21 protein-coding genes and 1 pseudogene are annotated in these 22,003 nt (G+C 62.6%); 8 read left to right on the top strand and 14 right to left on the bottom strand.

Features of this window, described 5'->3' with window-relative positions; all coding sequences use genetic code 11:
* Positions 1 to 16: 16 nt before the first annotated feature.
* The 3 genes from HZR81_RS09210 to HZR81_RS09200 all read right to left on the bottom strand — a co-directional run bounded on the left by HZR81_RS09210 (position 17) and on the right by HZR81_RS09200 (position 2,581).
* Positions 17 to 1,045 (bottom strand): RNA methyltransferase, encoded by a 1,029-nt coding sequence (locus HZR81_RS09210; protein ID WP_500127909.1) that lies wholly within the window; start codon positions 1,043 to 1,045, stop codon positions 17 to 19.
* A gap of 22 nt (positions 1,046 to 1,067) precedes the next feature.
* Positions 1,068 to 2,216: an MFS transporter gene (locus HZR81_RS09205; RefSeq protein WP_500127908.1), complete on the bottom strand. Its 1,149-nt coding sequence runs from the start codon at positions 2,214 to 2,216 to the stop codon at positions 1,068 to 1,070.
* 233 nt (positions 2,217 to 2,449) lie between these two features.
* Positions 2,450 to 2,581, bottom strand: coding sequence for a hypothetical protein (locus tag HZR81_RS09200; protein ID WP_256332379.1), 132 nt, complete (start codon positions 2,579 to 2,581; stop codon positions 2,450 to 2,452).
* Positions 2,582 to 2,674: 93 nt separating this feature from the next.
* Here HZR81_RS09200 and HZR81_RS09195 point away from each other — a divergent pair, with 93 nt between their 5' ends.
* Positions 2,675 to 2,971 carry a DUF1883 domain-containing protein gene (locus HZR81_RS09195; RefSeq protein WP_473774531.1) on the top strand — a complete coding sequence of 99 codons (297 nt, stop codon included), beginning with the start codon at positions 2,675 to 2,677 and terminating at the stop codon, positions 2,969 to 2,971.
* Positions 2,972 to 3,014: 43 nt separating this feature from the next.
* Positions 3,015 to 4,004, top strand: coding sequence for a DMT family transporter (locus tag HZR81_RS09190; protein ID WP_500127907.1), 990 nt, complete (start codon positions 3,015 to 3,017; stop codon positions 4,002 to 4,004).
* 5 nt (positions 4,005 to 4,009) lie between these two features.
* Here HZR81_RS09190 and HZR81_RS09185 read toward each other — a convergent pair whose 3' ends face one another.
* Together HZR81_RS09185 and pnuC are read right to left on the bottom strand one after the other, a co-directional pair.
* Positions 4,010 to 4,534, bottom strand: a complete 525-nt coding sequence (locus HZR81_RS09185; protein WP_500127906.1) for an AAA family ATPase — start codon at positions 4,532 to 4,534, stop codon at positions 4,010 to 4,012.
* The gene (pnuC, locus tag HZR81_RS09180) at positions 4,531 to 5,091 is read right to left on the bottom strand and encodes a nicotinamide riboside transporter PnuC (protein WP_500127905.1); all 561 of its coding nucleotides are present in this window, start codon (positions 5,089 to 5,091) and stop codon (positions 4,531 to 4,533) included. Before pnuC ends, HZR81_RS09185 begins: the two co-directional genes overlap by 4 nt.
* Positions 5,092 to 5,321: 230 nt before the next feature.
* Between pnuC and HZR81_RS09175 the strand changes: the two genes are divergently transcribed.
* Positions 5,322 to 6,428, top strand: a complete 1,107-nt coding sequence (locus HZR81_RS09175) for an acyltransferase family protein (RefSeq protein WP_500127904.1) — start codon at positions 5,322 to 5,324, stop codon at positions 6,426 to 6,428.
* Between the two features lie 97 nt (positions 6,429 to 6,525).
* Here HZR81_RS09175 and HZR81_RS09170 read toward each other — a convergent pair whose 3' ends face one another.
* Both HZR81_RS09170 and metH read right to left on the bottom strand, forming a co-directional pair.
* A complete protein-coding gene (locus tag HZR81_RS09170; RefSeq protein WP_037000814.1) occupies positions 6,526 to 6,852 on the bottom strand; it encodes a DUF5629 family protein in 327 nt (108 codons plus the stop codon).
* Between the two features lie 54 nt (positions 6,853 to 6,906).
* The gene (gene metH / locus HZR81_RS09165; RefSeq protein ID WP_500127903.1) at positions 6,907 to 10,599 is read right to left on the bottom strand and encodes a methionine synthase; all 3,693 of its coding nucleotides are present in this window, start codon (positions 10,597 to 10,599) and stop codon (positions 6,907 to 6,909) included.
* A 162-nt stretch (positions 10,600 to 10,761) separates the two neighbouring features.
* Here metH and HZR81_RS09160 point away from each other — a divergent pair, with 162 nt between their 5' ends.
* The 4 genes from HZR81_RS09160 (at position 10,762) to HZR81_RS09145 (ending at position 15,837) form a co-directional block, all read left to right on the top strand.
* Entirely contained in the window at positions 10,762 to 13,038 is a 2,277-nt protein-coding gene (locus HZR81_RS09160) for a fatty acid cis/trans isomerase (RefSeq protein WP_500127902.1), read from the top strand.
* 119 nt (positions 13,039 to 13,157) lie between these two features.
* Positions 13,158 to 13,742: a Fe-S biogenesis protein NfuA gene (gene nfuA, locus HZR81_RS09155; protein ID WP_063540598.1), complete on the top strand. Its 585-nt coding sequence runs from the start codon at positions 13,158 to 13,160 to the stop codon at positions 13,740 to 13,742.
* 146 nt (positions 13,743 to 13,888) lie between these two features.
* Positions 13,889 to 14,872, top strand: coding sequence for a response regulator (locus HZR81_RS09150; RefSeq protein WP_063540597.1), 984 nt, complete (start codon positions 13,889 to 13,891; stop codon positions 14,870 to 14,872).
* Positions 14,873 to 14,874: 2 nt separating this feature from the next.
* Entirely contained in the window at positions 14,875 to 15,837 is a 963-nt protein-coding gene (locus HZR81_RS09145; RefSeq protein ID WP_063540596.1) for a sensor domain-containing diguanylate cyclase, read from the top strand.
* A gap of 15 nt (positions 15,838 to 15,852) precedes the next feature.
* Here HZR81_RS09145 and HZR81_RS09140 read toward each other — a convergent pair whose 3' ends face one another.
* The 7 genes and pseudogenes from HZR81_RS09140 to HZR81_RS09110 all read right to left on the bottom strand — a co-directional run.
* On the bottom strand, positions 15,853 to 16,953 hold the full coding sequence (locus HZR81_RS09140; protein WP_500127901.1) for a DNA topoisomerase IB: 1,101 nt from the start codon (positions 16,951 to 16,953) through the stop codon (positions 15,853 to 15,855).
* Positions 16,954 to 17,008: 55 nt separating this feature from the next.
* Entirely contained in the window at positions 17,009 to 17,338 is a 330-nt protein-coding gene (locus tag HZR81_RS09135; RefSeq protein ID WP_500127964.1) for a hypothetical protein, read from the bottom strand.
* The gene (locus HZR81_RS09130; RefSeq protein WP_133457230.1) at positions 17,278 to 17,970 is read right to left on the bottom strand and encodes a DUF421 domain-containing protein; all 693 of its coding nucleotides are present in this window, start codon (positions 17,968 to 17,970) and stop codon (positions 17,278 to 17,280) included. Before HZR81_RS09130 ends, HZR81_RS09135 begins: the two co-directional genes overlap by 61 nt.
* A gap of 90 nt (positions 17,971 to 18,060) precedes the next feature.
* Entirely contained in the window at positions 18,061 to 18,342 is a 282-nt protein-coding gene (locus HZR81_RS09125) for a hypothetical protein (protein ID WP_063540593.1), read from the bottom strand.
* A 142-nt stretch (positions 18,343 to 18,484) separates the two neighbouring features.
* Positions 18,485 to 18,754 (bottom strand): hypothetical protein, encoded by a 270-nt coding sequence (locus HZR81_RS09120; RefSeq protein ID WP_038659962.1) that lies wholly within the window; start codon positions 18,752 to 18,754, stop codon positions 18,485 to 18,487.
* Between the two features lie 400 nt (positions 18,755 to 19,154).
* The gene (locus tag HZR81_RS09115; RefSeq protein ID WP_500127962.1) at positions 19,155 to 19,889 is read right to left on the bottom strand and encodes a methyl-accepting chemotaxis protein; all 735 of its coding nucleotides are present in this window, start codon (positions 19,887 to 19,889) and stop codon (positions 19,155 to 19,157) included.
* 123 nt (positions 19,890 to 20,012) lie between these two features.
* Positions 20,013 to 20,699, bottom strand: a pseudogene (locus HZR81_RS09110) (cache domain-containing protein); the annotation flags it as partial.
* A 438-nt stretch (positions 20,700 to 21,137) separates the two neighbouring features.
* Between HZR81_RS09110 and HZR81_RS09105 the strand changes: the two are divergent.
* On the top strand, positions 21,138 to 21,968 hold the full coding sequence (locus tag HZR81_RS09105; protein WP_125869226.1) for an undecaprenyl-diphosphate phosphatase: 831 nt from the start codon (positions 21,138 to 21,140) through the stop codon (positions 21,966 to 21,968).
* Positions 21,969 to 22,003: the final 35 nt, after the last annotated feature.

Here is a 22,003-nt window from a genome sequence, read left to right as displayed (position 1 = left end):
GTGGGTTCAGGCCCGATCAGCGCGGCCGCCTGCGCCCGAGCACTTGCTCGGCGCGGGCGCGCAGCTGGCCGCAGCCGCCATCGATATCCTGGCCGGCCGAATTGCGCACCTTGGTCAGCACGCCGCGGCTGTGCAGATAGCGCACGATCTGCACGATGCGCTCACCCTCAGGCCGCTGGTACGCGTCGTCTTCCAGGCTGTTATAGGGGATCAGGTTCATCACCGCATACTTGCCCTTGAGCAGGCGCAGGATACCGTCCATCTCCTCCTGGTTGTCGTTGATGCCCTTGAGCAGCGTCCACTGATACTGGATCGGGAAGCCTGTCGCGCGGGCGTAGGTCTCGCCAAGCTCGACCAGTTCCTCCGGGGCGATCTGCGGTGCGCGCGGCAGCAGCGCTTGGCGCAAGGCACTGTCGGTACTGTGCAGCGACAGCGCCAGGGCCGGCTTGACCCGCTGCTGCGGCAGGCGCTCGAACACGCGCAGGTCGCCGACGGTGGAAAACACCAGGTTTTTGTGACCGATGCCGCCCTCGGTACCGAGCAGGTCGATCGCCTCGAGTACGTTGTCGAGGTTGTGCGCCGGTTCGCCCATGCCCATGAACACTACCTTCTTCACCGCGCGGAAGCGGCGGGCGAGGGCGACCTGAGCAACGATCTCTGCACTGCCCAGCTGGCGCAGCAGGCCGCTCTTGCCGGTCATGCAGAACACGCAGCCCACCGCGCAGCCGACCTGGCTGGACACGCACAGCCCGTCGCGCGGTAGCAGCACGCTTTCCACCATCTGCCCATCGCCAAGCTCCACCAGCAGTCTTGCCGAACCATCGGCGGCCGGGTGCTCGGAGCGCAGGCGGGCCAGTGCATCGATTTCCAGGCTCAGCGCCGGCAGAGCTTCGCGCACGCTCAGCGGCAGGAAGTCCTCGGCCTGCTGCTGGCGCCGCCCGACATCGAGCGGCAAACCTTTGAGCCAGGCGCGGGTCATCCGCCCGATATGACGGGGCTTGGCGCCGATATCGGCGAGGCGTTGCTGGAAGTCTAGGATGCGCATAGGGCGCGCATTCTAGCCGGGCTCACGCCGCGAAGCGACGGCAGAACGGCACGATACCGAGCAGCAGGACGGCGAGCAGCGCGAACGCCATGCCCAGCGAACTGAAATGGGCGACCACACCCATCATCGCCGGGCCGGCGAGCACGCCGGCAAAGCCGATGGTAGTAGCGACGGTGACGGCCAGCTGTACCGGCATGCCGTCCTGCCGGCTCAACGAGGAGATCAGTACGGGCGAGACGTTGGCGCACCCCAGGCCGCACAGCCCATAGCCGACCAATGCCAGCGCCCAGTGCTCGGCGGTCAGGCTCAGGCCGATGCCGAATGCCGCCAGCAGGCCGCCGAAGGCGATGACCCGCGCCGTGCCTAGGCTGTTCACCAGCGGAGCGCCGGCGAAACGGGCGACGGTGACCATCAGCGCGAAGGCCGCATAGCCGAGCCCGCCTCTGGCGACTTCCAGGCCTTTCTCGCCGGTCAGGTAGAGCGCACTCCAGTCCAGCACCGCACCTTCAGCCAGGTAGACGACGAAACACATCAGGCCGACCAGCATCACCAGTCCGGTCGGGCGGACGAATGCGAGGCCGCCACCGGGCGCCCGATTCGGCAGGTAGCCGCGTGCAATGCCCAGGTTCGCCGCCACGATCACGCCGATCATCATGAAACTACCGACCTCCGGTGCCAGACCCAGGCTCAGTAGGCCGGTCAGCACCAGCGCACCACTGATGGCGCCGAGGCTGTACATGCCGTGAAAATTGGACATCAGCCGGCGCCCGACAGCGGTTTCCACCAGCACCGCCTGGATGTTCATGATCACATCGATGACGCCCAGGCTGCCGCCGAAGCAGAATAGTGCCGGGCCCAACCACCCGATCGACTCGGTCAGCGCCATGCCGGCCAGCGCCAGGGCCAGCAACGCGACGCTGCACAGCTGCACCGGGCGAATGCCCCAGCGGGCCACCAGGACGCCGGAAATGGGCATCCAGGTCAGCGAGCCGATCCCGATGCACAGCAGCAACAGACCGAACACCGCATCGGTCATCTCGATGCGTTCACGGACGTAAGGCACCAGCGGCGCCCAGACGGAAAGGCCGAACCCGGCCATGAAGAAACCGCAACGGGTCGCGTTGCGCACGATGGGGGCATCAATCTGAACGGTGTTACGAACCGCGAACATGGGCGGCGGACCTCGATAAGCAGGAAATGGATGTGCAGGAAAAGGCGCGACTGGGCGCCATCACCACACGGCCAGCAATCCGGTATCGAAGAGAAACAGCAGCCGACTTCCTGCGGGCAGGCTGACAGAGCAGGGACGTGACGTGCTGTACATGGCAGGAAGCAGACTTTCGGACAGGTCGGCAGAGCATACACAACCCGGTCCGTAGGACAACCCGCTCGCGGCGAGCGCGGTCAACCTCGGCGCATCAGGCCCAGGGCGATTCCTAGGGCGATGCCTATGCCGATACCGGCGCCTATGTCGCCCATCCAGATGCCGATGGTCACGCCGAGCAGGATGCCCTGGGTCAGCCACTTCGGCTTCACGGCCTTGCGCGGTCCGGGGCTGTCGGCAGACCGGTTCCAGCGGTATGCATGCTATCGTTCTGCGCTTTGCCGCAAACCGTGTCGGAGCAGTCGATGAAGTTCATACACCAGCGCGAGCACCTTGAAGAAGGTGACATCGTCGTTATCCAGTGTTCGCAGACCTGCAATATTCGTCTGATGAACGACGCGAACTTTCGCAGCTTCAAGAATGGCGGCCGGCACACATACCACGGCGGTGCGTTCGACCGTTTTCCAGCGAAGATCGTCGCGCCAAGCTCGGGTTTCTGGAACATCACCCTGGACACCGTCACTCGGCGGCCGATCAGCGTGACGCGCAAACCGAACCTCACCTATTCCATCAAGGTCATTCGACGGTCGGCGTCGCGTTAATAGACGCCGCGCCAGCCCGAAACCATCCCGCCGGAGCGAAGATTTGAGTCGTCGCTATCAAGAGCCCAGCCATGCGCCCACTATCAGCCGAGACGATCCGCGCGCAGGCGCGACGACGCGCGGCCATGAGCGCAAGCGTGTCATCCAGGCCCATCTCGGCATGCTGCTCTGGGCGCTGTTCGTCGGGCTTTCCTTTCCCGCGGTCGGGCTGCTCAGTGACGGCCTGCCCCCGCTGCTGCTGACGGCGATGCGCTTCGGCATCGCCGCGCTGGTACTCGCACCGCTGGCGTGGCGCCAGAGCGACGGGCGCCCGGGCTGGCGAACCCTGTTGCTCTATGCGGCCATGGGGCTCTGCCTGGCGGGCTTCTTCGGCACCATGTTCTGGGCGGCGCATAGGGTCAGTGCATTGTCCATGGCGACCCTGTTCGTCAGCGTGCCGCTGCTGGCGTACTGCCTCGGCCGGGGGCTGGGCGTCGAACAGCGCGCGGGCAGGCTGCTCGCCATCCTCGCGCTCGGGGCGAGCGGGGCGCTGGGGCTGGCCTGGGCCGAGAACGGCGGCGACTTCTCCGGGATGCAGCTGGGCTTCGGCGAGCTGGGTTTCTTCTTCGGCTGCGTCGCCTCGGCGCTCTATCCGGTGCTCAGCAAATGGGGGCTGGCCAACGGATCGTTGCCGACCCAGGCGGGCCTGCGCACCTTCTGGAGCCTGGTGGCGGGCGCTGTGCTGATCGGCCTGATGGGGGCGATATGGGAGCGCCCGGCGGCGCTGCTGCACATGAATCTGCTGGACCTGCTGCTGGTGACCTACCTCGGCATGTTCTCCAGCGCGATGACCTTCTTCCTGCAGCAGCGCGCCACCAGCGCACTGACCCCCGGGGCGGTAACGGCCTACAGCTACCTGGTGCCCTTCGTCTCGATGCTGTTGCTGTTCTTCGATCAGCCCGCGCGCATGGGTTGGCACTGGCTGCCGGGCAGCCTGCTGGTCATCCTCGCCATCGGCCTGCTGCTGCGCCGGGACGGGCAGGCAAGCCGCTGAGGCGGTCAGCCATCCAGCAGCGCTCGTGTCGAAGCGATTGCCTGACGTTCGCGCTCGGCCCAGTTGCCAGCGACTTCGACGAACGGCTGACGATGCTGCCGAAGCCAGTCTCGGCATTGCTCATAGAAACGCTGCCTGTCGTCGAGCTCCGGCTGGCAGCGCTGGCCGTCCGCATGCCACTCGGCACCTGCGGGGGAGAGCAACAGGTGCTGGTGGTATTCGCGCGCCTGCAGTTCGACTTCCAGCCAATCAGGGCAGTCGCCGAACAGCGTGCGGCTCCAGAGCATGTTGCTCAGCAGATGGGTGTCGAGGATCAGCAGATGCGGTGCGGCGGCCCGTGCGGTGTCTTCCCGGGCCAGTTGGCCGCGGGCAATGGCCGGGATGTCGGCCAGCGTCGTGTCGCGTTGCGTCCGCTCGATGTAGTGACGCACGTACTCGTCGACCAATAGACCGCCAAAGCGGCGTCGCAAGCGATCGGCCAGCCAGCTCTTGCCGGTGGATTCCGGTCCGGTGAGCACGACGACTTTCATCGGGAGGCCACCAGGGTCGCACGCCATTCACGCAGCCCCAGCACCGCCAGTGCGGTGAACAGCGCGTAGAGCCCGGCCGTCAACCAGTAGCCTTGGAAGCTGAAGAAGCCGACAAACAAGGCATCGATCACGATCCACAGCGGCCAGCACTGCAGGCGCTTGAGTGCCATCCACAGCTGCGCGAGCAGGCTGAAGGCGGTCAGGCTGGCATCGATCCAGGGAAACGCCGCCTCGGTGAAGCGAGCCATTGCGCTGCCGAGCAGCAGGCTGCCTAACACCGCCATGCCGATGCCGACCAGCACTTCCGGCCCGCTGGCCAGGCTCACGCGCCGGCCGTGTCCATCGGCGCCGCGGGTCCAGGCCCACCAGCCATACAGCTGCATCGCCGCGAAGACGCCGTGCAACAGCACCTGGGAGTACAGCCTGGCATCGAAGAAAAACCACGCATACAGCGACACCATGCCCAGCCCGATGGGCCAGCACCAGCTGTTCTGCCGCACCGTCAGCCAGACGGCGATAACGCCCAGCAATGAGGCGATCAGTTCGAGAAGCGACATGGCGGTGACCGGTGGCGAAGAACGAGGGGCGCGATCATAACGGAGCCGGGCCTCGTCCGGATCGCGGCCGGCGAGATTGAACGACCCCGACATCGACCTGTCTTGGACAATGCAAAGGCGCAGCGGGAGGCTGGCCTGATGTCGAACGAGGCCGCGAGGCGATGGAATCGATCCTGAATGACCGAGGCAATGGCTGGTAGTCGCGGCGGCTGGCGAACAACGGATGGCTTATGAGTGATGCCGCAGCGCGGCACGGCAAGAATCGCAATATTCAATTTCTTCGTGGCCTGGCAATCGTGCTGGTGCTGCTGGCCCACGGCTCGGTCATGCTGATAGGTGCCGAGGCTGTCTGGTGGGATGGGGTGCTGCAACGCTTCCTGCCGGGTGTCGGAGTCGACCTGTTCTTCCTGATATCCGGCTTCCTGATGGGTGCAACCTTCCTGCGCAAGCACAGGCAATTCGACGCGGCGGCGGTGTACGGGTTCTACAAGAAACGCATTCGCCGCGTGCTGCTGCCGACCTGGTTCTGGTCCGCGGTGGTATTGCTGTTCGCCGTGCTCGAGCCGCCACGCGGCGCACCCAGCTATTCGCTGGACACCCTGCTGGGCGTGACGGCGAGCGCGGCGTTCTTTCTCGCCAATGTGTTCAACGCGCTGCACGAGACGGATTTCGGCTACTTCTGGTCGATCGCCCTGGAAGTACAGTTCTACCTGCTTTTCCCGCTGCTGCTCCTGCTGGGCAGGGCGTTCTGGCCGGCGGTGATCGGCATCGTGCTGTGGTTCAGTTTTGCCAATCCGTTTGCGCCCGAGTGGCTGTTCCGCGCCAACGGGCTGTTCCTCGGCCTGTTGCTGTGGAAACTGTCGTCCCTGGAATCGTTTCGGCTGGTCGAACGGGACATCGAGGCGATGTCGCCTGTGAGCAAGGTGCTGGTGATGGGCCTGGCGGTGCTGGCGGTGCTGGCGGCCAGCGTGCTGGCCATCGCGCTGGAGCCGTTCGCGTCGTTCCGCTGGGCGGCGGCGACGCTGGTGCTGGCCGTTCCTTTCATGCTCGCGGCCTGTTCCGGCGAAGCCATCTTCGGCAGCCTCTCGCGCCCGCTGGAAGCCATAGGCCAGGTTTCGTTCTCGCTGTACCTCTGCCATATCCCGGTCTGGCTGCTGTGCATGCACTGGCTGGACGATCAGCCGGTGCTACCGCGCGTTGCGCTCTGCGTGGCGGTCTCGCTGATCGTCGCCGGGCTCAGCTACCGGTATATCGAGCGACCGCTGACCGAAGGGGCGGTATCGCGTGAACCGGCGATTGACGAGGTGGGCACCCGCGCAGCCGTCCGCAGCCGTTGACGGATGGGGGCGCCTAGCTGGGGGCGCCTTTCTGGCGTGCCTGGATGGAGGGCGCCCGATGGGGCGCCTCAACGGGGTGCGGCTGAGGTGCAGTGGACTACTCGTCCTCGTCCTCGCCGCCAATGGCGCTGAGGCATTGCAGGCGGTGCGGGCCTTCCAGCAGCCAGCTTTCATCTTCGGCGTCGCGCTGCGCCTCCATGATCTGGTTGTAGCTGAACTGCCACTGGCGGCGGGTCCGGCCGTCCACCAGGTCGATGGTCAGCAAGGTGGCCTCGCTGGCGAACGGCTGGTTGGCTTCGGCGGCTGCGTCGGCCTGATCCAGTACGGCTTCGTCGAGCGCGAACTGCCACGCGTGCAGGCCGTCGATGATCAGCATGTCGGCATTTTCGAGTTCGTCGATCAGCCAGGGTGTTTCCGATGACATGGTGCACTTGCTCCGTGGATCGAACGCAGGCGTCGGCAGACGCCCGCGTCGAGATCAGTTGTCGTAGCCCAGGCTCGGCATCAGCCAGCGCTCACTGATGGCCAATTCCTGGCCCTTGCGCTGGCTGTAGCTTTCCACCTGATCCTTGTCGATCTTGCCGACGGCGAAATACTGCGCCTCGGGATGGGCGAAGTACCAGCCGCTGACCGCCGCGGTGGGCAGCATGGCGTAGTGCTCGGTGAGCGTGACCTGGCTGATGCCGTCGGCATCCAGCAGCTGGAACAGCGTGCCCTTCTCGGTGTGGTCCGGGCAGGCCGGGTAGCCGGGGGCAGGGCGGATGCCCTTGTACTGCTCGCGGATCAGTTCCTCGTTACTCAGCCGCTCGTCAGGCGCATAGCCCCAGTAGTGCTTGCGCACCTGCTCGTGCAGCCATTCGGCGCAGGCCTCGGCGAGGCGGTCGGCCAATGCCTTGACCATGATCGAGTTGTAGTCGTCGCCTTTGTCCTGATAGGCCTTGGCCAGCTCCTCGGCGCCGATGCCGGCGGTACAGATGAAGCCGCCTACATAGTCGGTGATGCCGCTGTCCTTTGGTGCGACGAAATCGGCCAGCGACAGGTTCGGCTTGGCGTCCGGCTTGATGGTCTGCTGGCGCAGGTGATGCAGGGTGGCCAGCTTCTCGCCGTTGTCACCGTACACTTCCAGGTCATCGTCCTGGACCTGGTTGGCTGGCCAGAAGCCGAACACCGCACGTGCGCGGATCAGCTTCTCGTCGACCAGCTTTTTCAGCATGGCCTGGGCATCGTTGAACAGCGAGGTGGCCGCTTCGCCAACCACCTCGTCCTCGAGGATGCGCGGATACTTGCCGGCCAGGTCCCAGGCAATGAAGAAAGGCGTCCAGTCGATGTAGTCGACCAGGGTGCGCAGATCGATGTCTTCCAGCACCTGGCGGCCGGTGAAGCTCGGTTTGACCGGGGCGTAGCCGCTCCAGTCGAACGGCGGCTTGTTGGCGATGGCATCGAGGTAGCTCAGGCGTTCGGTGCGCGCACTGCGGTTGGCGGTGCGCTCGCGGATCATCGCGTACTCTTCGCGTGTCTTGTCGACGAACGCCGGCTTGAGTTCCTTGGACAGCAGGGTGGTGGCCACGCCGACTGCACGCGAGGCATCGGTGACATAGACCACTGCATCGTTGCTGTACTGCGGGTCGATCTTCACCGCGGTGTGCGCCTTGGAGGTGGTGGCGCCGCCGATCATCAGCGGCAGGCTGAAGCCCTGGCGCTGCATTTCCTTGGCCACATGAACCATTTCGTCCAAGGAGGGGGTGATCAGCCCGGAGAGGCCGATGATGTCGCACTTCTCGGCGATGGCGGTCTGCAGGATCTTTTCCGCCGGCACCATCACGCCCATGTCCACCACGTCGTAGCCGTTGCAGCCCAGTACCACGCCGACGATGTTCTTGCCGATGTCGTGCACGTCGCCCTTGACGGTCGCCATGAGGATCTTGCCCTTGGCTTCCGGCTTGTCGCCCTTTTCCGCTTCGATGAAGGGGATCAGGTGTGCCACGGCCTGCTTCATCACACGGGCGGACTTGACCACCTGGGGCAGGAACATCTTGCCAGCGCCGAACAGATCGCCCACCACGTTCATGCCGCTCATCAGCGGGCCTTCGATCACCTCGATGGGGCGTGCGCACTGCTGGCGGCACTCCTCGGTGTCCTCGACGATGAAGGCGGTGATGCCCTTGACCAGCGCGTGCTCGAGGCGCTTGTCCACCGGCAGATTGCGCCATTCCTCGGTCTCGGCTTCCTTGACCGAGCCATCGCCCTTGTACTTGTCGGCGATCTCCAGCAGCGCCTCGGTGCCGCCGGCGCTGCGGTTGAGCACCACGTCCTCGACCGCGTCGCGCAGCTCCTTCGGGATCTCGTCGTAGATCTCCAATTGGCCGGCGTTGACGATGCCCATGGTCAGGCCCGCCTTGATCGCATGGAACAGGAACACCGAGTGGATCGCTTCGCGCACCGGGTTGTTGCCGCGGAAGGAGAACGACACGTTGGACACGCCGCCCGAGGTCAGGGCATAGGGCAGGTTGTCGCGAATGAAGGCACAAGCCTCGATGAAGTCGACGGCGTAGTTGTTGTGCTCTTCGATGCCGGTGGCGATGGCGAAGATGTTCGGGTCGAAGATGATGTCTTCCGGCGGGAAGCCCACCTCGTTGACCAGGATGTCGTAGGAGCGCTGACAGATTTCGCGCTTGCGTGCAGCGGTATCGGCCTGGCCGGCTTCGTCGAAGGCCATCACCACCACGGCGGCGCCGTAGCGCTTGCACAGGTGGGCGTGGTGCTTGAACTGCTCGACGCCTTCCTTCATGGAGATGGAGTTGACGATGCCCTTGCCCTGGATGCACTTGAGGCCTGCCTCGATCACTTCCCACTTGGAGGAGTCGATCATGATCGGCACGCGGGAGATGTCCGGCTCGCCGGCGATCAGGTTGAGGAAGGTGACCATGGCCGCCTTCGAATCCAGCATGCCCTCGTCCATGTTGATGTCGATCACCTGGGCGCCGGCTTCCACCTGCTGCAGGGCCACTTCCAGCGCTTCGGTGTAGTTTTCCTCGCGGATCAGACGGGCGAACTTGGCCGAACCGGTGATGTTGGTGCGCTCGCCGACGTTGACGAACAGCGAGCTGCGGTCGATGGTGAAGGGCTCCAGGCCCGACAGGCGGCAGGCCTTTGGAATGTCCGGGATCACGCGCGGCGGGTATTTGCTGACAGCTTCGGAAATCGCCTGGATATGCGCCGGTGTGGTACCGCAGCAGCCGCCGATGATGTTGAGAAAGCCCGACGCGGCGAACTCCTCGACCACCGCGGCCATTTCCGCCGGGCTTTCATCGTACTCGCCGAAGGCGTTGGGCAGGCCGGCGTTGGGGTGGGCGGACACATGGGTGTCGGCCTTGGTCGCCAGCTCCTCCAGATAGGGGCGCAGGTCCTTGGCGCCCAAGGCGCAGTTCAGGCCCACGGAGATCGGCTTGGCATGGCGTACCGAGTTCCAGAACGCCTCGGTGGTCTGGCCGGACAGCGTGCGGCCGGAGGCGTCGGTGATGGTGCCGGAGATCATGATCGGCAGCTCGACGCCATCTTCCTCGAACACCTGCTGCACGGCGAAGATCGCCGCCTTGGCGTTCAGCGTGTCGAAGATCGTTTCAATCAGGATCAGGTCGGCGCCGCCCTCGATCAGGCCGCGGGTGGCTTCGGTGTAGTTCTCTACCAAGAGGTCGAAGGTGACGTTGCGGTAGCCGGGGTTGTTGACGTCCGGGGAGATGGAGCAGGTGCGGCTGGTCGGGCCGAGCACGCCGGCGACGAAACGCGGGCGATCCGGCGTCTCGGCGGTCTTGGCGTCGGCCACTTCCCGGGCCAGGCGCGCGCCTTCCACGTTCAGCTCGTAGACCAGTCCTTCCATGCCGTAATCGGCCTGGGAGACCCGGGTGGCATTGAAGGTGTTGGTTTCCAGAATGTCGGCCCCGGCATCGAGATAGGCTTTCTCGATGGCCTGGATGACGTCGGGGCGGGAGAGCAGCAACAGGTCGTTGTTGCCCTTCACGTCGCTCGGCCAGTCAGCGAAACGCTCGCCGCGGTAGTCGGACTCTTCCAGCTTGTAGCTCTGGATCATGGTGCCCATGCCGCCGTCGAGGATCAGGATGCGCTCCTTGAGTGCTTGCTGGAGGGCCTGAAGTCGAGCGATGCGAGTGGACATGGGAACTACCTGAAAAACGGAAACGAAAAGAGCGCGAATGATAGCAAAGCTGCATGCTTTTTTAGCTTCTGCACTTTTTCATGAAGATTATTCAAGATGATCGGGCAAGCGGCGCTCATTCCACATGCCTAGAATGCAGGCTCACTTCCAGGCGCTCGTTTCATGTCCCTTCGTTTCTGGCTCGGTTGTCTGTTCCTGCTCACCGGCAGCGTTGCACAGGCCGAAGCCCTCTCGTATCAGCGTGATATCCAGCCGATCTTTACCGCCAAGTGCGTGGCCTGCCATGCCTGCTATGACTCACCGTGCCAGCTCAATCTGGGCAGCGGCGAGGGTGTCGAGCGTGGTGCGAACAAACTGCCGGTCTATAACGGTGTGCGTTCCAAGGCGCAGGCGCCGACCCGGCTGTTTCTCGACGCCGAGGGAACAGACGCCTGGCGGCGCAAGGGGTTTCATGGGGTGCTCGATGCCCAGGGCACCCAGGCTGCGCTGATGGCGCGCATGCTGGAACTTGGTCGCAGCCAGCCACTGACGCCCAATGCCAAGCTGCCTGCCGAGCTGAACATCGGCATTGGCCGGGAGAACAACTGCCCGCTGCCCGAAGAGTTCGATGGCTATGCGCGCAAGAACCTGCACGGTGGCATGCCTTTCGCTGTGACCGGCCTCAGCGATCAGGAATACGCGACGCTGCAGCGGTGGCTGGAGCAGGGCGCTCCGGTCGAGCATCGGCAGCTGCAACCGTCGCCGGCGGAAGCACTGCAGATCGAAGAATGGGAGCGCCTGCTGAACACGCCCGGCCCGCGCGGCACGCTGGTCGGACGCTGGCTGTATGAGCACCTCTTCATTGCGCACCTGTATTTCGAAGATGGCGAGCGCGGGCATTTCTATCAGCTGGTGCGCTCGCGTACACCCAGCGGTGAGCCAATCGATCCCATTGCCACGCGGCGGCCGAACGACGATCCGGGTACCCGCTTCAGCTACCGCTTGCGGCCCATCAGCGATGTGATCGTGCACAAGACGCATATCACCTATCCGCTGAGTTCGACGAAGCTGGCAAGGGTCAGATCACTGTTCTTCGAGGGCGACTGGGTCGTCGAATCGGTGCCGGGATACGGCGCCAACCACCGGGCCAATCCGTTCAAGACCTTCCAGGCGATTCCGGCCGAGGCGCGTTACCAGTTCATGCTGGATAACGCCGAGTATTTCGTGCGCACCTTCATTCGCGGGCCGGTCTGCCGTGGGCAGATCGCCACGGACGTGATTCGCGACAACTTCTGGGTCTTTTTTCAGGACCCGCAGCATGACCTCTATATCACCGACCTTCGCTTTCGTGAGCAGGCCACACCGCTGCTAGCCATGCCGGGTCAATTCGACGAGATGGGCGATCTGCTGGCGTTCTGGAAGACCTACCGCGTCAAGCGCAACCAATATGAGCAGCTGCGCACCAAGGCCTATGCCGACGCGCCGGCGGACTGGCCGCAAATCTGGTCCGGCAACGACAATGCCTTGCTCAGCGTGTTTCGTCAGCACGATAGCGCCTCGGTACGCAAGGGGCTGATCGGCGAGATTCCACAAACGCTGTGGTGGATGGACTATCCGTTGCTCGAGCGCACCTACTACCAGCTGGTGGTCAACTTCGACGTGTTTGGCAACGTATCCCACCAGGGCCAGACGCGGCTTTACTTCGATCTGATTCGCAACGGCGCCGAGCTCAATTTCCTGCGTCTGCTGCCGGCCAACAGCCGCCAGGCGATTCTCGATGACTGGTATGAAAAGGGCGGCCAGCTGAAGCTGCTGCTGGCCTACACCGCCATCGACAGCTCGACCCCCTCGCTGGTGGCGTTGAGCAAGGCGGACCCCAAGCGTGACTTCGCGCAGAGGCTGCTCGTGCGCCATGCCGCTATCAATGCCGCGCCTGATCCGATCAACCGCTGCCACGGCACGCATTGCTATCGTGAGGACCAGCCGGTCGAATTGCAGCGCGTCGAACAGGCGCTCGCTCGACTGACGAACCGGATGGCAGCAGGCTTGCCCGCCATCTTGCAGTTGCCGGAGGCGACACTGCTGCGGGTCGAATACGCTGATGACCGCCGCGAGATCTACAGCCTCCTGCGCAACCGTGCCCACAGCAACGTCGCGTTCATGTTCGGTGAATCACTGCGCTGGCAACCGAGACTGGACACCCTGACCGTCTACCCCGGCATCCTCAGCAGCTATCCGAACTTTCTTTTCAGTCTGCCGGCAAGCGAGGTGCCCGCATTCGCGGCTGCAATGGAGCAGGTCCGGAACAGGGGCGATTTTGAGCAGGTGGTAGAACGCTGGGGCATTCGCCGCAGCCACCCGCTGTTCTGGAGCTATTTCAATGATCTGACTCGCTATCTCGAGCAGGTCGAGCCACTCGAGGCGGGCGTACTCGACATGAATCGCTACGAGAATCTCTGATCTTCGAACCGGATGCGGGCGTGCTGGAACTGTAAGCAAGCTATCCCGACTAAAATACTAGGACTTAACCGCGGCAGTGGTTTGGCGTACACTGCCGCGCATGTCTGCGAGGAGTTCTCATGAGCGCGATCACCATTACCGAAGCTGCACACGATTATCTGGCCGACCTGCTCGAAAAGCAGAACACCACCGGCATTGGCATTCGCATCTTCATCACCCAGCCCGGCACACCGTACGCCGAGACCTGCATCGCGTACTGCAAGCCGGGTGAGGAGAAGCCCGATGACATCGCCATGGCTTTGAAGAGCTTTACCGCCTGGATCGATGGCACCAGCGAGCCCTTCCTCGAAGACGCACTGGTCGACTATGCCACTGACCGGATGGGTGGCCAGCTGACTATCAAGGCGCCTAATGCCAAGGTTCCCATGGTCAATGACGACAGCCCGCTGAACGAGCGCATCAATTACTACCTGCAGACCGAGATCAACCCTGGCCTGGCCAGTCACGGAGGGCAGGTGACCCTCATCGATGTAGTCGATGAAGGCATCGCCGTATTGCAGTTCGGTGGCGGCTGTCAGGGCTGTGGTCAGGCCGACGTGACATTGAAGGAAGGAATCGAGAAGACGTTGCTGGCTCGGATTCCAGAGCTCAAGGGGGTCCGCGACGTCACCGACCATACCAATCGCGAGAACGCGTACTACTGATCTTCGGGCCCGGTGGAGCAGGTCCGCCGGGCCGTTCAGCGGATTAAAGGCAAAATGCCATTATTTTGCCGCCATGACGCACACAGCGCGTCTTTCCTGCGATAAGCTCTGGCGCTTCGGTCGATCGGGCAACGAGAGCTCGTACCATGTCTGCCATTTCACTGCTGATCTGCGATGACTCCAGCCTGGCCCGCAAGCAGCTGCTGCAAGCGCTGCCTGCGGGCTGGCCGGTAGTCGTCAGCCAAGCGGCAACCGGTATCGAAGCCCTGGAGAGGGTCCGGCAGGGCGACATCGACGTGCTGCTGCTCGACCTCACAATGCCCGAGCTGGACGGTTATCAGGTCCTTGCGCAGCTGCGCGAAGAAAAACTGCCGTGCAAAACCATCGTGATTTCGGCCGATATCCAGGATGAAGCCGTACGTCGGGTGCTGGCGCTCGGCGCGCTGGCCTTCATCAAGAAGCCTGCGGACCCCGTGCACCTGCAGCAGACGCTCGCCAGCCTTGGCCTGCTGGACGATCTTTCGACGCTGATCGGTCGAGAGGAGGGTGAGCGGATCGGTTTCCGCGACACCTTCCGCGAGGTCGTCAACATCGCCATGGGGCGTGCCGCGGCCCTGCTTGCGCGTGTTCTGGGCGTCTTCATTCAGCTGCCGATTCCCAACGTCAACATTCTCGAGGTCGGCGAACTGCACATGGCGCTGGCCGATGCTGCGCGCGGTGACCAGTTGACCGCGGTTTGTCAGGGTTACATCGGTGGGGGGATCGCCGGAGAGGCGTTGCTACTGTTCCACGATTCGGAGGTCGCGGACATGGCGCGCCTGATGCGCCGGCAGGATTACCTGGAGATGGAGATGCTCCTGGATCTGTCGAGCCTGCTGATCAGCGCGTGCCTGAGCGGCATCGCCGAACAGATCGAGGTCGTGTTTTCCCAGGGGCATCCGCAGGTGCTCGGGCAGCATGCGTCGATCGAGGAGCTGATACGCCTCAACAGCGCGAGATGGAAAAAGACCTTGGCGGTCGAGATCAGCTATAGCCTGGAAGGGCATGACATCCACTTTGACCTGCTGCTGTTGTTCACGGAAGATTCGGTCGAGCTGCTAACCCGCAAGCTCGCCCACCTGATGGATTGAGCATGAGCGATACCACCGAGTTGACTGAGCTTCACTGGTTGCTGGCCATCGTCCAGAGCATCGACGTGGGTGTGGTGGTTCTGGACCGCGACTTCCGTGTCGAGGTCTGGAACACGTTCATGGAGAATCGCTCTGGCCTGCCGCCGGCAAAGGCGCGCAATCGCTCTTTTTTCTCTCTCTTTCCCGAAGTTGACGAAGATTGGTTCCGCCGCAAGGTGGAGGGCGTCATGACCCTGGGTACGCCTTCGTTCACCATCTGGGAGCAGCGGCCGTATCTCCTGCGTTTCAAGAACTACCAGCCGATTACCGGGCTGGAAGATTTCATGTACCAGAACACCACGCTGCTGCCGCTCAAGGGCATCGACGGCAGCATCGCCCAGGTCTGTCTGATCATCTACGACGTGACCGACGTTGCGGTGAACCGGCGCCAACTGCAGGCGGCCAACGCTGAGCTGCAGCGCCTGTCGAGCACCGATCGGCTGACCGGTTTGTACAACCGCGGCCATTGGGAGGAGATGCTGCAGCTGGACTATGCACGTCATCGCCGTTACGAGAGTCAGGCCGCGCTGGTGATGTTCGATATCGATCACTTCAAGGCGATCAACGATACCTATGGTCACCAGGTCGGCGACGCGGTCATCCAGCAGGTTGCCGATCTGATCCGCGAGAACCTGCGGGAGTCGGACGTAGCGGGGCGGTACGGCGGCGAGGAATTCGTCGTGCTATTGCCGGACACCGACAAGCAGGGCGCCATGACCTTCGCCGAGCGCCTCCGGCATGCCGTTGAGAGCCATGAGGTGCAGCACGAGCAGCACCGTATTCGTTTCACCATCAGCCTCGGGGTAGCTGATCTCAGCGAGCCTACCAGCAGCCATGCCCAGCTGATCGAATGGGCAGACTCGGCACTTTATGCATCCAAGGCGGCCGGACGCAATCGGGTCACCCTGCATCAGCACGACGCCTGAGCCGGGGGCGCGCCTTCAATCCGCTGCGCTCCTGAGAAAGGCAAGCAATCCAACTTCTTCCGCACTCAGCCATCTGCGCTTCCTGGCACTTCGCAATCCGGCCAGTGCACCCTCACTGAATGCCTGCAGGATTGCAGGATGGATGTAGCACTGACGACATACGGCGGGCGTGTTCCCAAGCTGGCTGGCGACCTGCCTTACCGTCTCAACTAGATTGTGCCGGGCCATGCTCTCGGGGGAGCATTCGAGCTGGCGCAGACGCGCCAGTGCCAAGGCACTTCCGGCCCACGTGCGGTAGTCCTTGGCGGTGAAGTCGCGGCACGTCATGTCCTGCAGGTAGGCATTCACATCGCTGGAACTGACTGCCCGGCGTTGCCCCTCGTCATCCAGATACTGAAACAACTGCTGACCCGGTAGCTCCATGCAGCGGCGCATAAGCCTGGCCAGGCGCTTGTCGCGCAGGGTGACCTCGTGCTTGACCCCGCTTTTGCCGCGAAAGTGGAAACGGATTGCGGTACCGCGGATATCAACATGGCGCGTACGCAGGGTAGTCAGCCCGTAGGAGCGGTTGTCCTTGGCGTAACGTGGATTACCGATTCGGATTAGTGTGGATTCGAGCAATAGCACCACCAGCGCCATGACCTTCTCGCGCGGCATGCCCCGGAGCGCCAGGTGTTTTTCCAAGTCTCGGCGCAGCCGTGGCAGTGCTTCGCCGAACTCCAGCATCCGGTCGTACTTGTTGCTGTCTCGGATCTCTCGCCACCGGGGGTGGTAACGGTACTGCTTGCGCCCACGGGCGTCGCGACCGGTAGCTTGAAGATGACCTTCTGGATCGGAGCAGATCCAGACATCACGGTACGCCGGCGGTATCGCCAACTTGTTGATCCTGCGTATCTCGTCTTCGTCGCGGATGCGCTCGCCGTCAGTATCGAAGTAGGCGAACTTCCCACGTAACATCCGGCGGCGGATGCCGGGTTGCGAATCATCTACGTAATGCAGGTCCGGTGGTAACGCAGGGCATAAGAGGGTGCCGGTGTCGCCCGCTTCGTCCCTGGGAACGGGGCGCTCGCCCTCCGCCAGGGGAGGGGGCTCTTGCATCGTGCTGTCGTCGCGCATCTATTGCGAGATCCTCTAGGCCTCGCCAGCCTGGCTGGCGAGGCGATGGAGCGGCTCAGTTGTCCTTTTCGTTGCCGTTGCGCATCAACAGGCGGATTGCTGCGACGAGTTCGTCAACCGCTTCGCGGTAGAGCTCTGGCTTGGCCTCGGTTTCAGCCTGGTCTGCGTGCTTGCGCGCGGTTTCGAGGTGGTCGTTGATCGATGAATAGTCGCCAAGCATGGTCTGCTCCTGCTTTTGATCTGGATTGAAGGCGGACAGCCGCAACGGAATTGGCTGGCCTCTATCAACTGACCGGTTAGAGCGATGGCGGTTCGTACCGTGTATCAGCGTGATCGCAGCGTAGTCAGCGCCTTTGACCAGGTCGGATTGGAGCAGCGCGGGCATCGCTGAGTCTGTTGGCTTTCCAACGCCTGGGGGAAGCCGCAGCGGCCGCATGCATACATGCCGGCCGCGGGAACCTGGCGGAATTCCGGCCGGTATTCCGGCGGCAGAACGGAGAGTCCGGGACGTACCGCTTCGGGTTCATGGAAGAACAGACTGACGTTGCCGTCGTTTTCCAAAATGCCGAGCCGTACCTGACCAAGGTGCTCGACCCCCTGCTGGCGCAGTTCCATGAAGAATTCGTCAGCCGAGATGTTCAAGCTGTCCAGGCTGCGCAGCTCGTAGATGCCGTCGCGAATGATGGTGACCGGTCGACCTTCTAGCCACACACCGAAGCGCGGGCTGCGATTCATCAGATACACGGTGAAGCGATACAAGAACAGCAGGGTGGCGAACACCGCCGCGACCGGTAGCAATGGCACGTCTTCGTAAAACGAGACGTCGCCGGCGGCGGAACCGAGGGTCAGGATGATGACCAGCTCGAACACCGAGAGCTGGCGAATGCCCCGACGGCCGCTGACCTTGAGAAAGATGAAAACCGCTGCGAAAGCGAGCAATGCCCGTAGCGCCACTTCCGCTACGAACATCAGCGGAAACTCATGCAAAAGCATGCGCTGCAGATCAAAGGGAGTCATCTTCGGTGTTCCTTCGGAAAAGCCGGCGTTCGTCGGCGGGCATCACATTCGGCTTATCCTAGAGTGCCAGCGTCGAGGAGTGCAGCCCCGTTATTCGGCTGCTGCTATCTCGAATTCCAGGTCGATGGCATCACCACTACCGTCACCGACCACCGAGCCGACTACTGGCTTGCGGGTGACCTTGCGCCCGCCATAGGCCTCGCTCAAGTGCCGCTGTGCGACGTCACCGATGTGGTCGATGAGTCCGGGCGTCTGTGTGTCGCGCGGAATGACGAAGTGCAGTTTCACCAAGTGGCCGCCGGAGTCTCGAGGTAGATCGGCAAGCCCGCAGCTTTGCCATTGATCGTTGACGTAGGCTTCTGCACCTTTCATGGGTCTCTCCTGTTATGTCCGTTGCTGTTGAGACCGTTAAACAGCCGAATGGATCAGTCGAGATCATCAGGACAGCCCAATCGCCGGGCATGAAAAAAGGCCTGGAGCGCGTGCCGCAGGCCTTCGTTCGGGCGAGCCATGCTTATTCAGGCATGTGCCAAGGGGAGAAGTGGGCGCCGTCGCGGCTGAGTTGCTCGCGAGTCTGCTCCAGGGTTTCACCGAGCTTCACAGGATCGGTGAAAACGCTGCTGGACATCTTGCAACGACCCAAGAGGCGGGCTTCGTCGCGATCGACAACGGTGATGCTGACTTCGCCGTTTCCTTCGGGCAGCGTCCAGGCAACGCACTGGAATGGTTTGAACGCGCGGTCGGTGATCAGAAGGGCTTCATTGATACGCAGCGGGGTGTGCATGGGGCATGTCTCTCTGTGTGATACCCAAAATACCTGCAGCCAAGCTCGTTGGCATTGGCCTTACATTGCAGTTGATGTACCCAGAGGACTGATGAGTCACATGCGAGTTCGAAAAAATTTGAAGGCCTTTGCAATTAGCCAAAGGTATAACGTTGAGGCATGGTCGGCCGGGGGCTCCAGGTTCGATCTAAACCCTTGTCACTGCTAGAGAATTTCACTGGCGAGGTGAGGGAGGTGGGCTTGCTAGGCCGCAGTGGGAAAAGGCCCGTGCGACAACCTGTCGCGAGTGGAGATGTTGAGGTTAGGCTGGCGCCTGCTTGCTGATGGTGCAAGCGGGAGGGGGCACTGCTTCAGTAGGGTGCCGGCGGTCCCGCTCGCACGAGGACCGCCGGGTGGGGGATCAGACCCTGAACTGACTGAGCAGGCGATTGAGCTGGCTGGCGAGTTCGCCCAGACGCTTGCCCGCCTCACTGGACTGCTCGGCTGCCAGCGTACTCTCTTGCGCCAGGCCGGCGGCCTGGGTCACGTTCTGGTTGATCTCCTCGACCACATGGGACTGCTGCAGGGTGGCGCTGGCAATCGAAGCGTTGACGCCCGACAGGTTGCGCAAAGCCTGAGCGATCTCGCCAAGACTTTCGCCAGCCTGACTGGCCTGCTCGACAGTGAGCTGCGAGGCCCGGTTGCTTTCCATGATGACGTTCACGGCTGCACCTGAATTCTTCTGCAGGCGCTCGATCATGCCTTGGATCTCCGCTGTCGACTGTTGTGTCCGCTGAGCCAGCAGACGCACCTCGTCGGCTACCACGGCGAAGCCACGGCCCTGCTCGCCAGCTCGTGCAGCTTCGATTGCGGCATTCAGTGCCAGCAGGTTGGTCTGCTCGGCGATGGAGCCGATGACCTCGAGAACGGAGCCGATCTTGGTGGTTTCATCGGCCAGCGACTGGATCACGTCCACCGCCTGGCTAATCGTTGCCGACAGCTCATCGATCTGTTGCAGGCTCGTCTCGATGTTGCGCTGGCCGAGCCCGGCCTGGTTCTCTGCTGCGCCCACTTCGCTCGACGCGTGTTCGGCGTTCTTGGCGACTTCCTGCACTGCGTAGGTAACCTCGTTGACTGCCGTGGCCACCTGTTCCATTTGCAGCATCTGCTGCTGGCTCTGTTCGTGGGTCTGGCTAGAAAGCTCGCTGAGCGAGCGCGAGGATTGATCCAGGGCTCCGGCCGTTTCGAAAAGCTGACCGACAACGGTACGCAGTTTCTGGGTGAATCGGTTGAAATCTCGGCCGAGCGTGGTCAGCTCATCATTGCCCGACACATCCAGTGTGTGGGTCAGGTCGGCTTCACCGCTGGCGATATTGGCCATCGCCGCCATCGTGTGGCGCAGCGGCGCAACGATACTGCGGATCAGGATGGCGACCACCACGGCCATGATCGCGGCAATGAACAGGCCGATGATGGAGAAGCGCGTCACGTAGTTCCAGAACTCCTGCTCCACGTCATCGACATAGATGCCTGAGCCGATGATCCAGCCCCAGGGCTTGAACAACTGCACATAGGAGATTTTCGGTACCGGGTTCTCTTCGCCCGGCTTGGCCCACATGTAGTCGACCAGGCCTGCACCGTCACGACGAGCGATGGCGACCATCTCGTTGAACAGCTCCTTGCCTTCCGGATCCTTGATCTTCGAAAGATCCTGGCCGTCGAGCTTGGGCTGCATTGGATGCATGATCATGGTCGGGCCGAGATCGTTGATCCAGAAGTAGTCCTGGCCGTCATAGCGCAGCAGCCGGATCTGCTCCATGGCAGCGCGTTGCGCCTCGGCAGTACTCATCGCACCGCTGGTTTCCAGCTTGTGGTAGTGCTCGAAAACACCGGCGGCCGCTTCAACCACGTTACGCGTCGCCTCCTGTTTGCCTCGGTAAAGGTCGGAGCGAACCTGCTGGATCATCAGCAGACCGAGGATGAACAGCATGGCGATGGCGACCACGGGGATCAGCCAGAGGCGCTTGCTGATAGGAACATTGCGCAGCAGATTCATGAATACGGCTCCTGGAGGTGTCTTTCTTATCGTTCTTGTCTTGTGGTGGCTCGGACGATGCTTGGTTTGTTGCAAGTGGTAGCGCCATGCTGGTGACGACAACCACCTGAGCCTGCGCCCGCTCAAGCAACCAACGGGTCGCCTGTCAGCTGCGTGCGGCCTGCTGGTTAGAGCCGGGCAATGGCTTCTAAGTAGCTTTTCGGCCGCTTGTGACTAAAAATGAGCCCCCGTTTCGTCTGCCGTGGAATTTAGTTCCCCGCGGCGAGTCAGAACAGCGTTTCGATGGCTTTGTGACATATACCTTGGTTGCATTCATGTGCGATGAGTGGCATCGCTTTTGGGGAGTAGATGGATCTTTGGATTGCGGTTCAGGCACTGATTCTGGGCGTAGTAGAGGGAATAACCGAGTTTCTACCGGTCTCCAGTACCGGCCACCAAATCATCGTCGCGGATCTGATCGGCTTCGGCGGTGAACGCGCACTGGCTTTCAATATCATCATCCAGCTCGGCGCGATCCTCGCAGTGATCTGGGAATATCGGCGCAAGATCATCGATGTGGTGGTCGGCCTGCCCAAGGAGCGCCAGGCACAGAAGTTCACCGCCAACCTGCTGGTCGCCTTCATGCCGGCTGTGGTGCTTGGCGTGGCCTTTGCCGATCTGATTCACGAATACCTGTTCAACCCGATCACAGTGGCCACCGCGCTGGTCATCGGTGGCATCGTCATGCTCTGGGCCGAGCGTCGCGAACATGCAATCCGCGCCGAGACGGTCGACGACATGACCTGGAGCCTGGCGCTGAAAGTCGGTTTCGCCCAATGCCTGGCGCTGGTGCCGGGCACTTCGCGGTCGGGCTCGACGATCATTGGTGGACTGCTGTTCGGCCTGTCGCGCAAGGCCGCCACCGAGTTCTCGTTCTTCCTGGCGATGCCAACCATGGTCGGCGCTGCTGTCTATTCCGGCTACAAGTACCGCGAGCTGTTCCAGCCGGGCGACTTCGCCGTGTTCGCCATCGGCTTCGTTACCTCGTTCATTTTTGCCATGCTAGCCGTGCGGGCGCTGCTGAAGTTCATCGGTAACCACAGCTATGCTGCATTCGCCTGGTACCGGATCGGTTTCGGTCTGTTGATCCTGGGCACCTGGCAGCTGGGGATGATCGACTGGAGCACGGCAGTCGGCTAGAACCACCCATGAAAATGAAAAAGCCCCGCGGATGC

It is taken from the genome of Pseudomonas sp. LM13, from assembly GCF_041381355.1.
In the GTDB taxonomy this organism is placed as follows: Bacteria; Pseudomonadota; Gammaproteobacteria; order Pseudomonadales; family Pseudomonadaceae; genus Stutzerimonas; species Stutzerimonas frequens.
The sequence above is the reverse complement of the archived record's forward strand: the minus strand, read 5'-3'. Positions and strand labels throughout refer to the sequence as shown.

Excerpts from the sequence above, each read along its gene's own strand:
- HZR81_RS09210 (WP_500127909.1), bottom strand. The coding sequence starts at position 1,045 with ATGCGCATCCTAGACTTCCAGCAACGCCTCGCCGATATCGGCGCCAAG.
- HZR81_RS09205 (WP_500127908.1), bottom strand. The coding sequence starts at position 2,216 with ATGTTCGCGGTTCGTAACACCGTTCAGATTGATGCCCCCATCGTGCGC.
- HZR81_RS09195 (WP_473774531.1), top strand. The coding sequence starts at position 2,675 with ATGAAGTTCATACACCAGCGCGAGCACCTTGAAGAAGGTGACATCGTC.
- HZR81_RS09185 (WP_500127906.1), bottom strand. The coding sequence starts at position 4,534 with ATGAAAGTCGTCGTGCTCACCGGACCGGAATCCACCGGCAAGAGCTGG.
- pnuC (WP_500127905.1), bottom strand. The coding sequence starts at position 5,091 with ATGTCGCTTCTCGAACTGATCGCCTCATTGCTGGGCGTTATCGCCGTC.
- HZR81_RS09175 (WP_500127904.1), top strand. The coding sequence starts at position 5,322 with ATGAGTGATGCCGCAGCGCGGCACGGCAAGAATCGCAATATTCAATTT.
- HZR81_RS09170 (WP_037000814.1), bottom strand. The coding sequence starts at position 6,852 with ATGTCATCGGAAACACCCTGGCTGATCGACGAACTCGAAAATGCCGAC.
- metH (WP_500127903.1), bottom strand. The coding sequence starts at position 10,599 with ATGTCCACTCGCATCGCTCGACTTCAGGCCCTCCAGCAAGCACTCAAG.
- HZR81_RS09160 (WP_500127902.1), top strand. The coding sequence starts at position 10,762 with ATGTCCCTTCGTTTCTGGCTCGGTTGTCTGTTCCTGCTCACCGGCAGC.
- nfuA (WP_063540598.1), top strand. The coding sequence starts at position 13,158 with ATGAGCGCGATCACCATTACCGAAGCTGCACACGATTATCTGGCCGAC.
- HZR81_RS09150 (WP_063540597.1), top strand. The coding sequence starts at position 13,889 with ATGTCTGCCATTTCACTGCTGATCTGCGATGACTCCAGCCTGGCCCGC.
- HZR81_RS09145 (WP_063540596.1), top strand. The coding sequence starts at position 14,875 with ATGAGCGATACCACCGAGTTGACTGAGCTTCACTGGTTGCTGGCCATC.
- HZR81_RS09140 (WP_500127901.1), bottom strand. The coding sequence starts at position 16,953 with ATGCGCGACGACAGCACGATGCAAGAGCCCCCTCCCCTGGCGGAGGGC.
- HZR81_RS09135 (WP_500127964.1), bottom strand. The coding sequence starts at position 17,338 with ATGCCCGCGCTGCTCCAATCCGACCTGGTCAAAGGCGCTGACTACGCT.
- HZR81_RS09130 (WP_133457230.1), bottom strand. The coding sequence starts at position 17,970 with ATGACTCCCTTTGATCTGCAGCGCATGCTTTTGCATGAGTTTCCGCTG.
- HZR81_RS09125 (WP_063540593.1), bottom strand. The coding sequence starts at position 18,342 with ATGAAAGGTGCAGAAGCCTACGTCAACGATCAATGGCAAAGCTGCGGG.
- HZR81_RS09120 (WP_038659962.1), bottom strand. The coding sequence starts at position 18,754 with ATGCACACCCCGCTGCGTATCAATGAAGCCCTTCTGATCACCGACCGC.
- HZR81_RS09115 (WP_500127962.1), bottom strand. The coding sequence starts at position 19,889 with ATGGAACAGGTGGCCACGGCAGTCAACGAGGTTACCTACGCAGTGCAG.
- HZR81_RS09105 (WP_125869226.1), top strand. The coding sequence starts at position 21,138 with ATGGATCTTTGGATTGCGGTTCAGGCACTGATTCTGGGCGTAGTAGAG.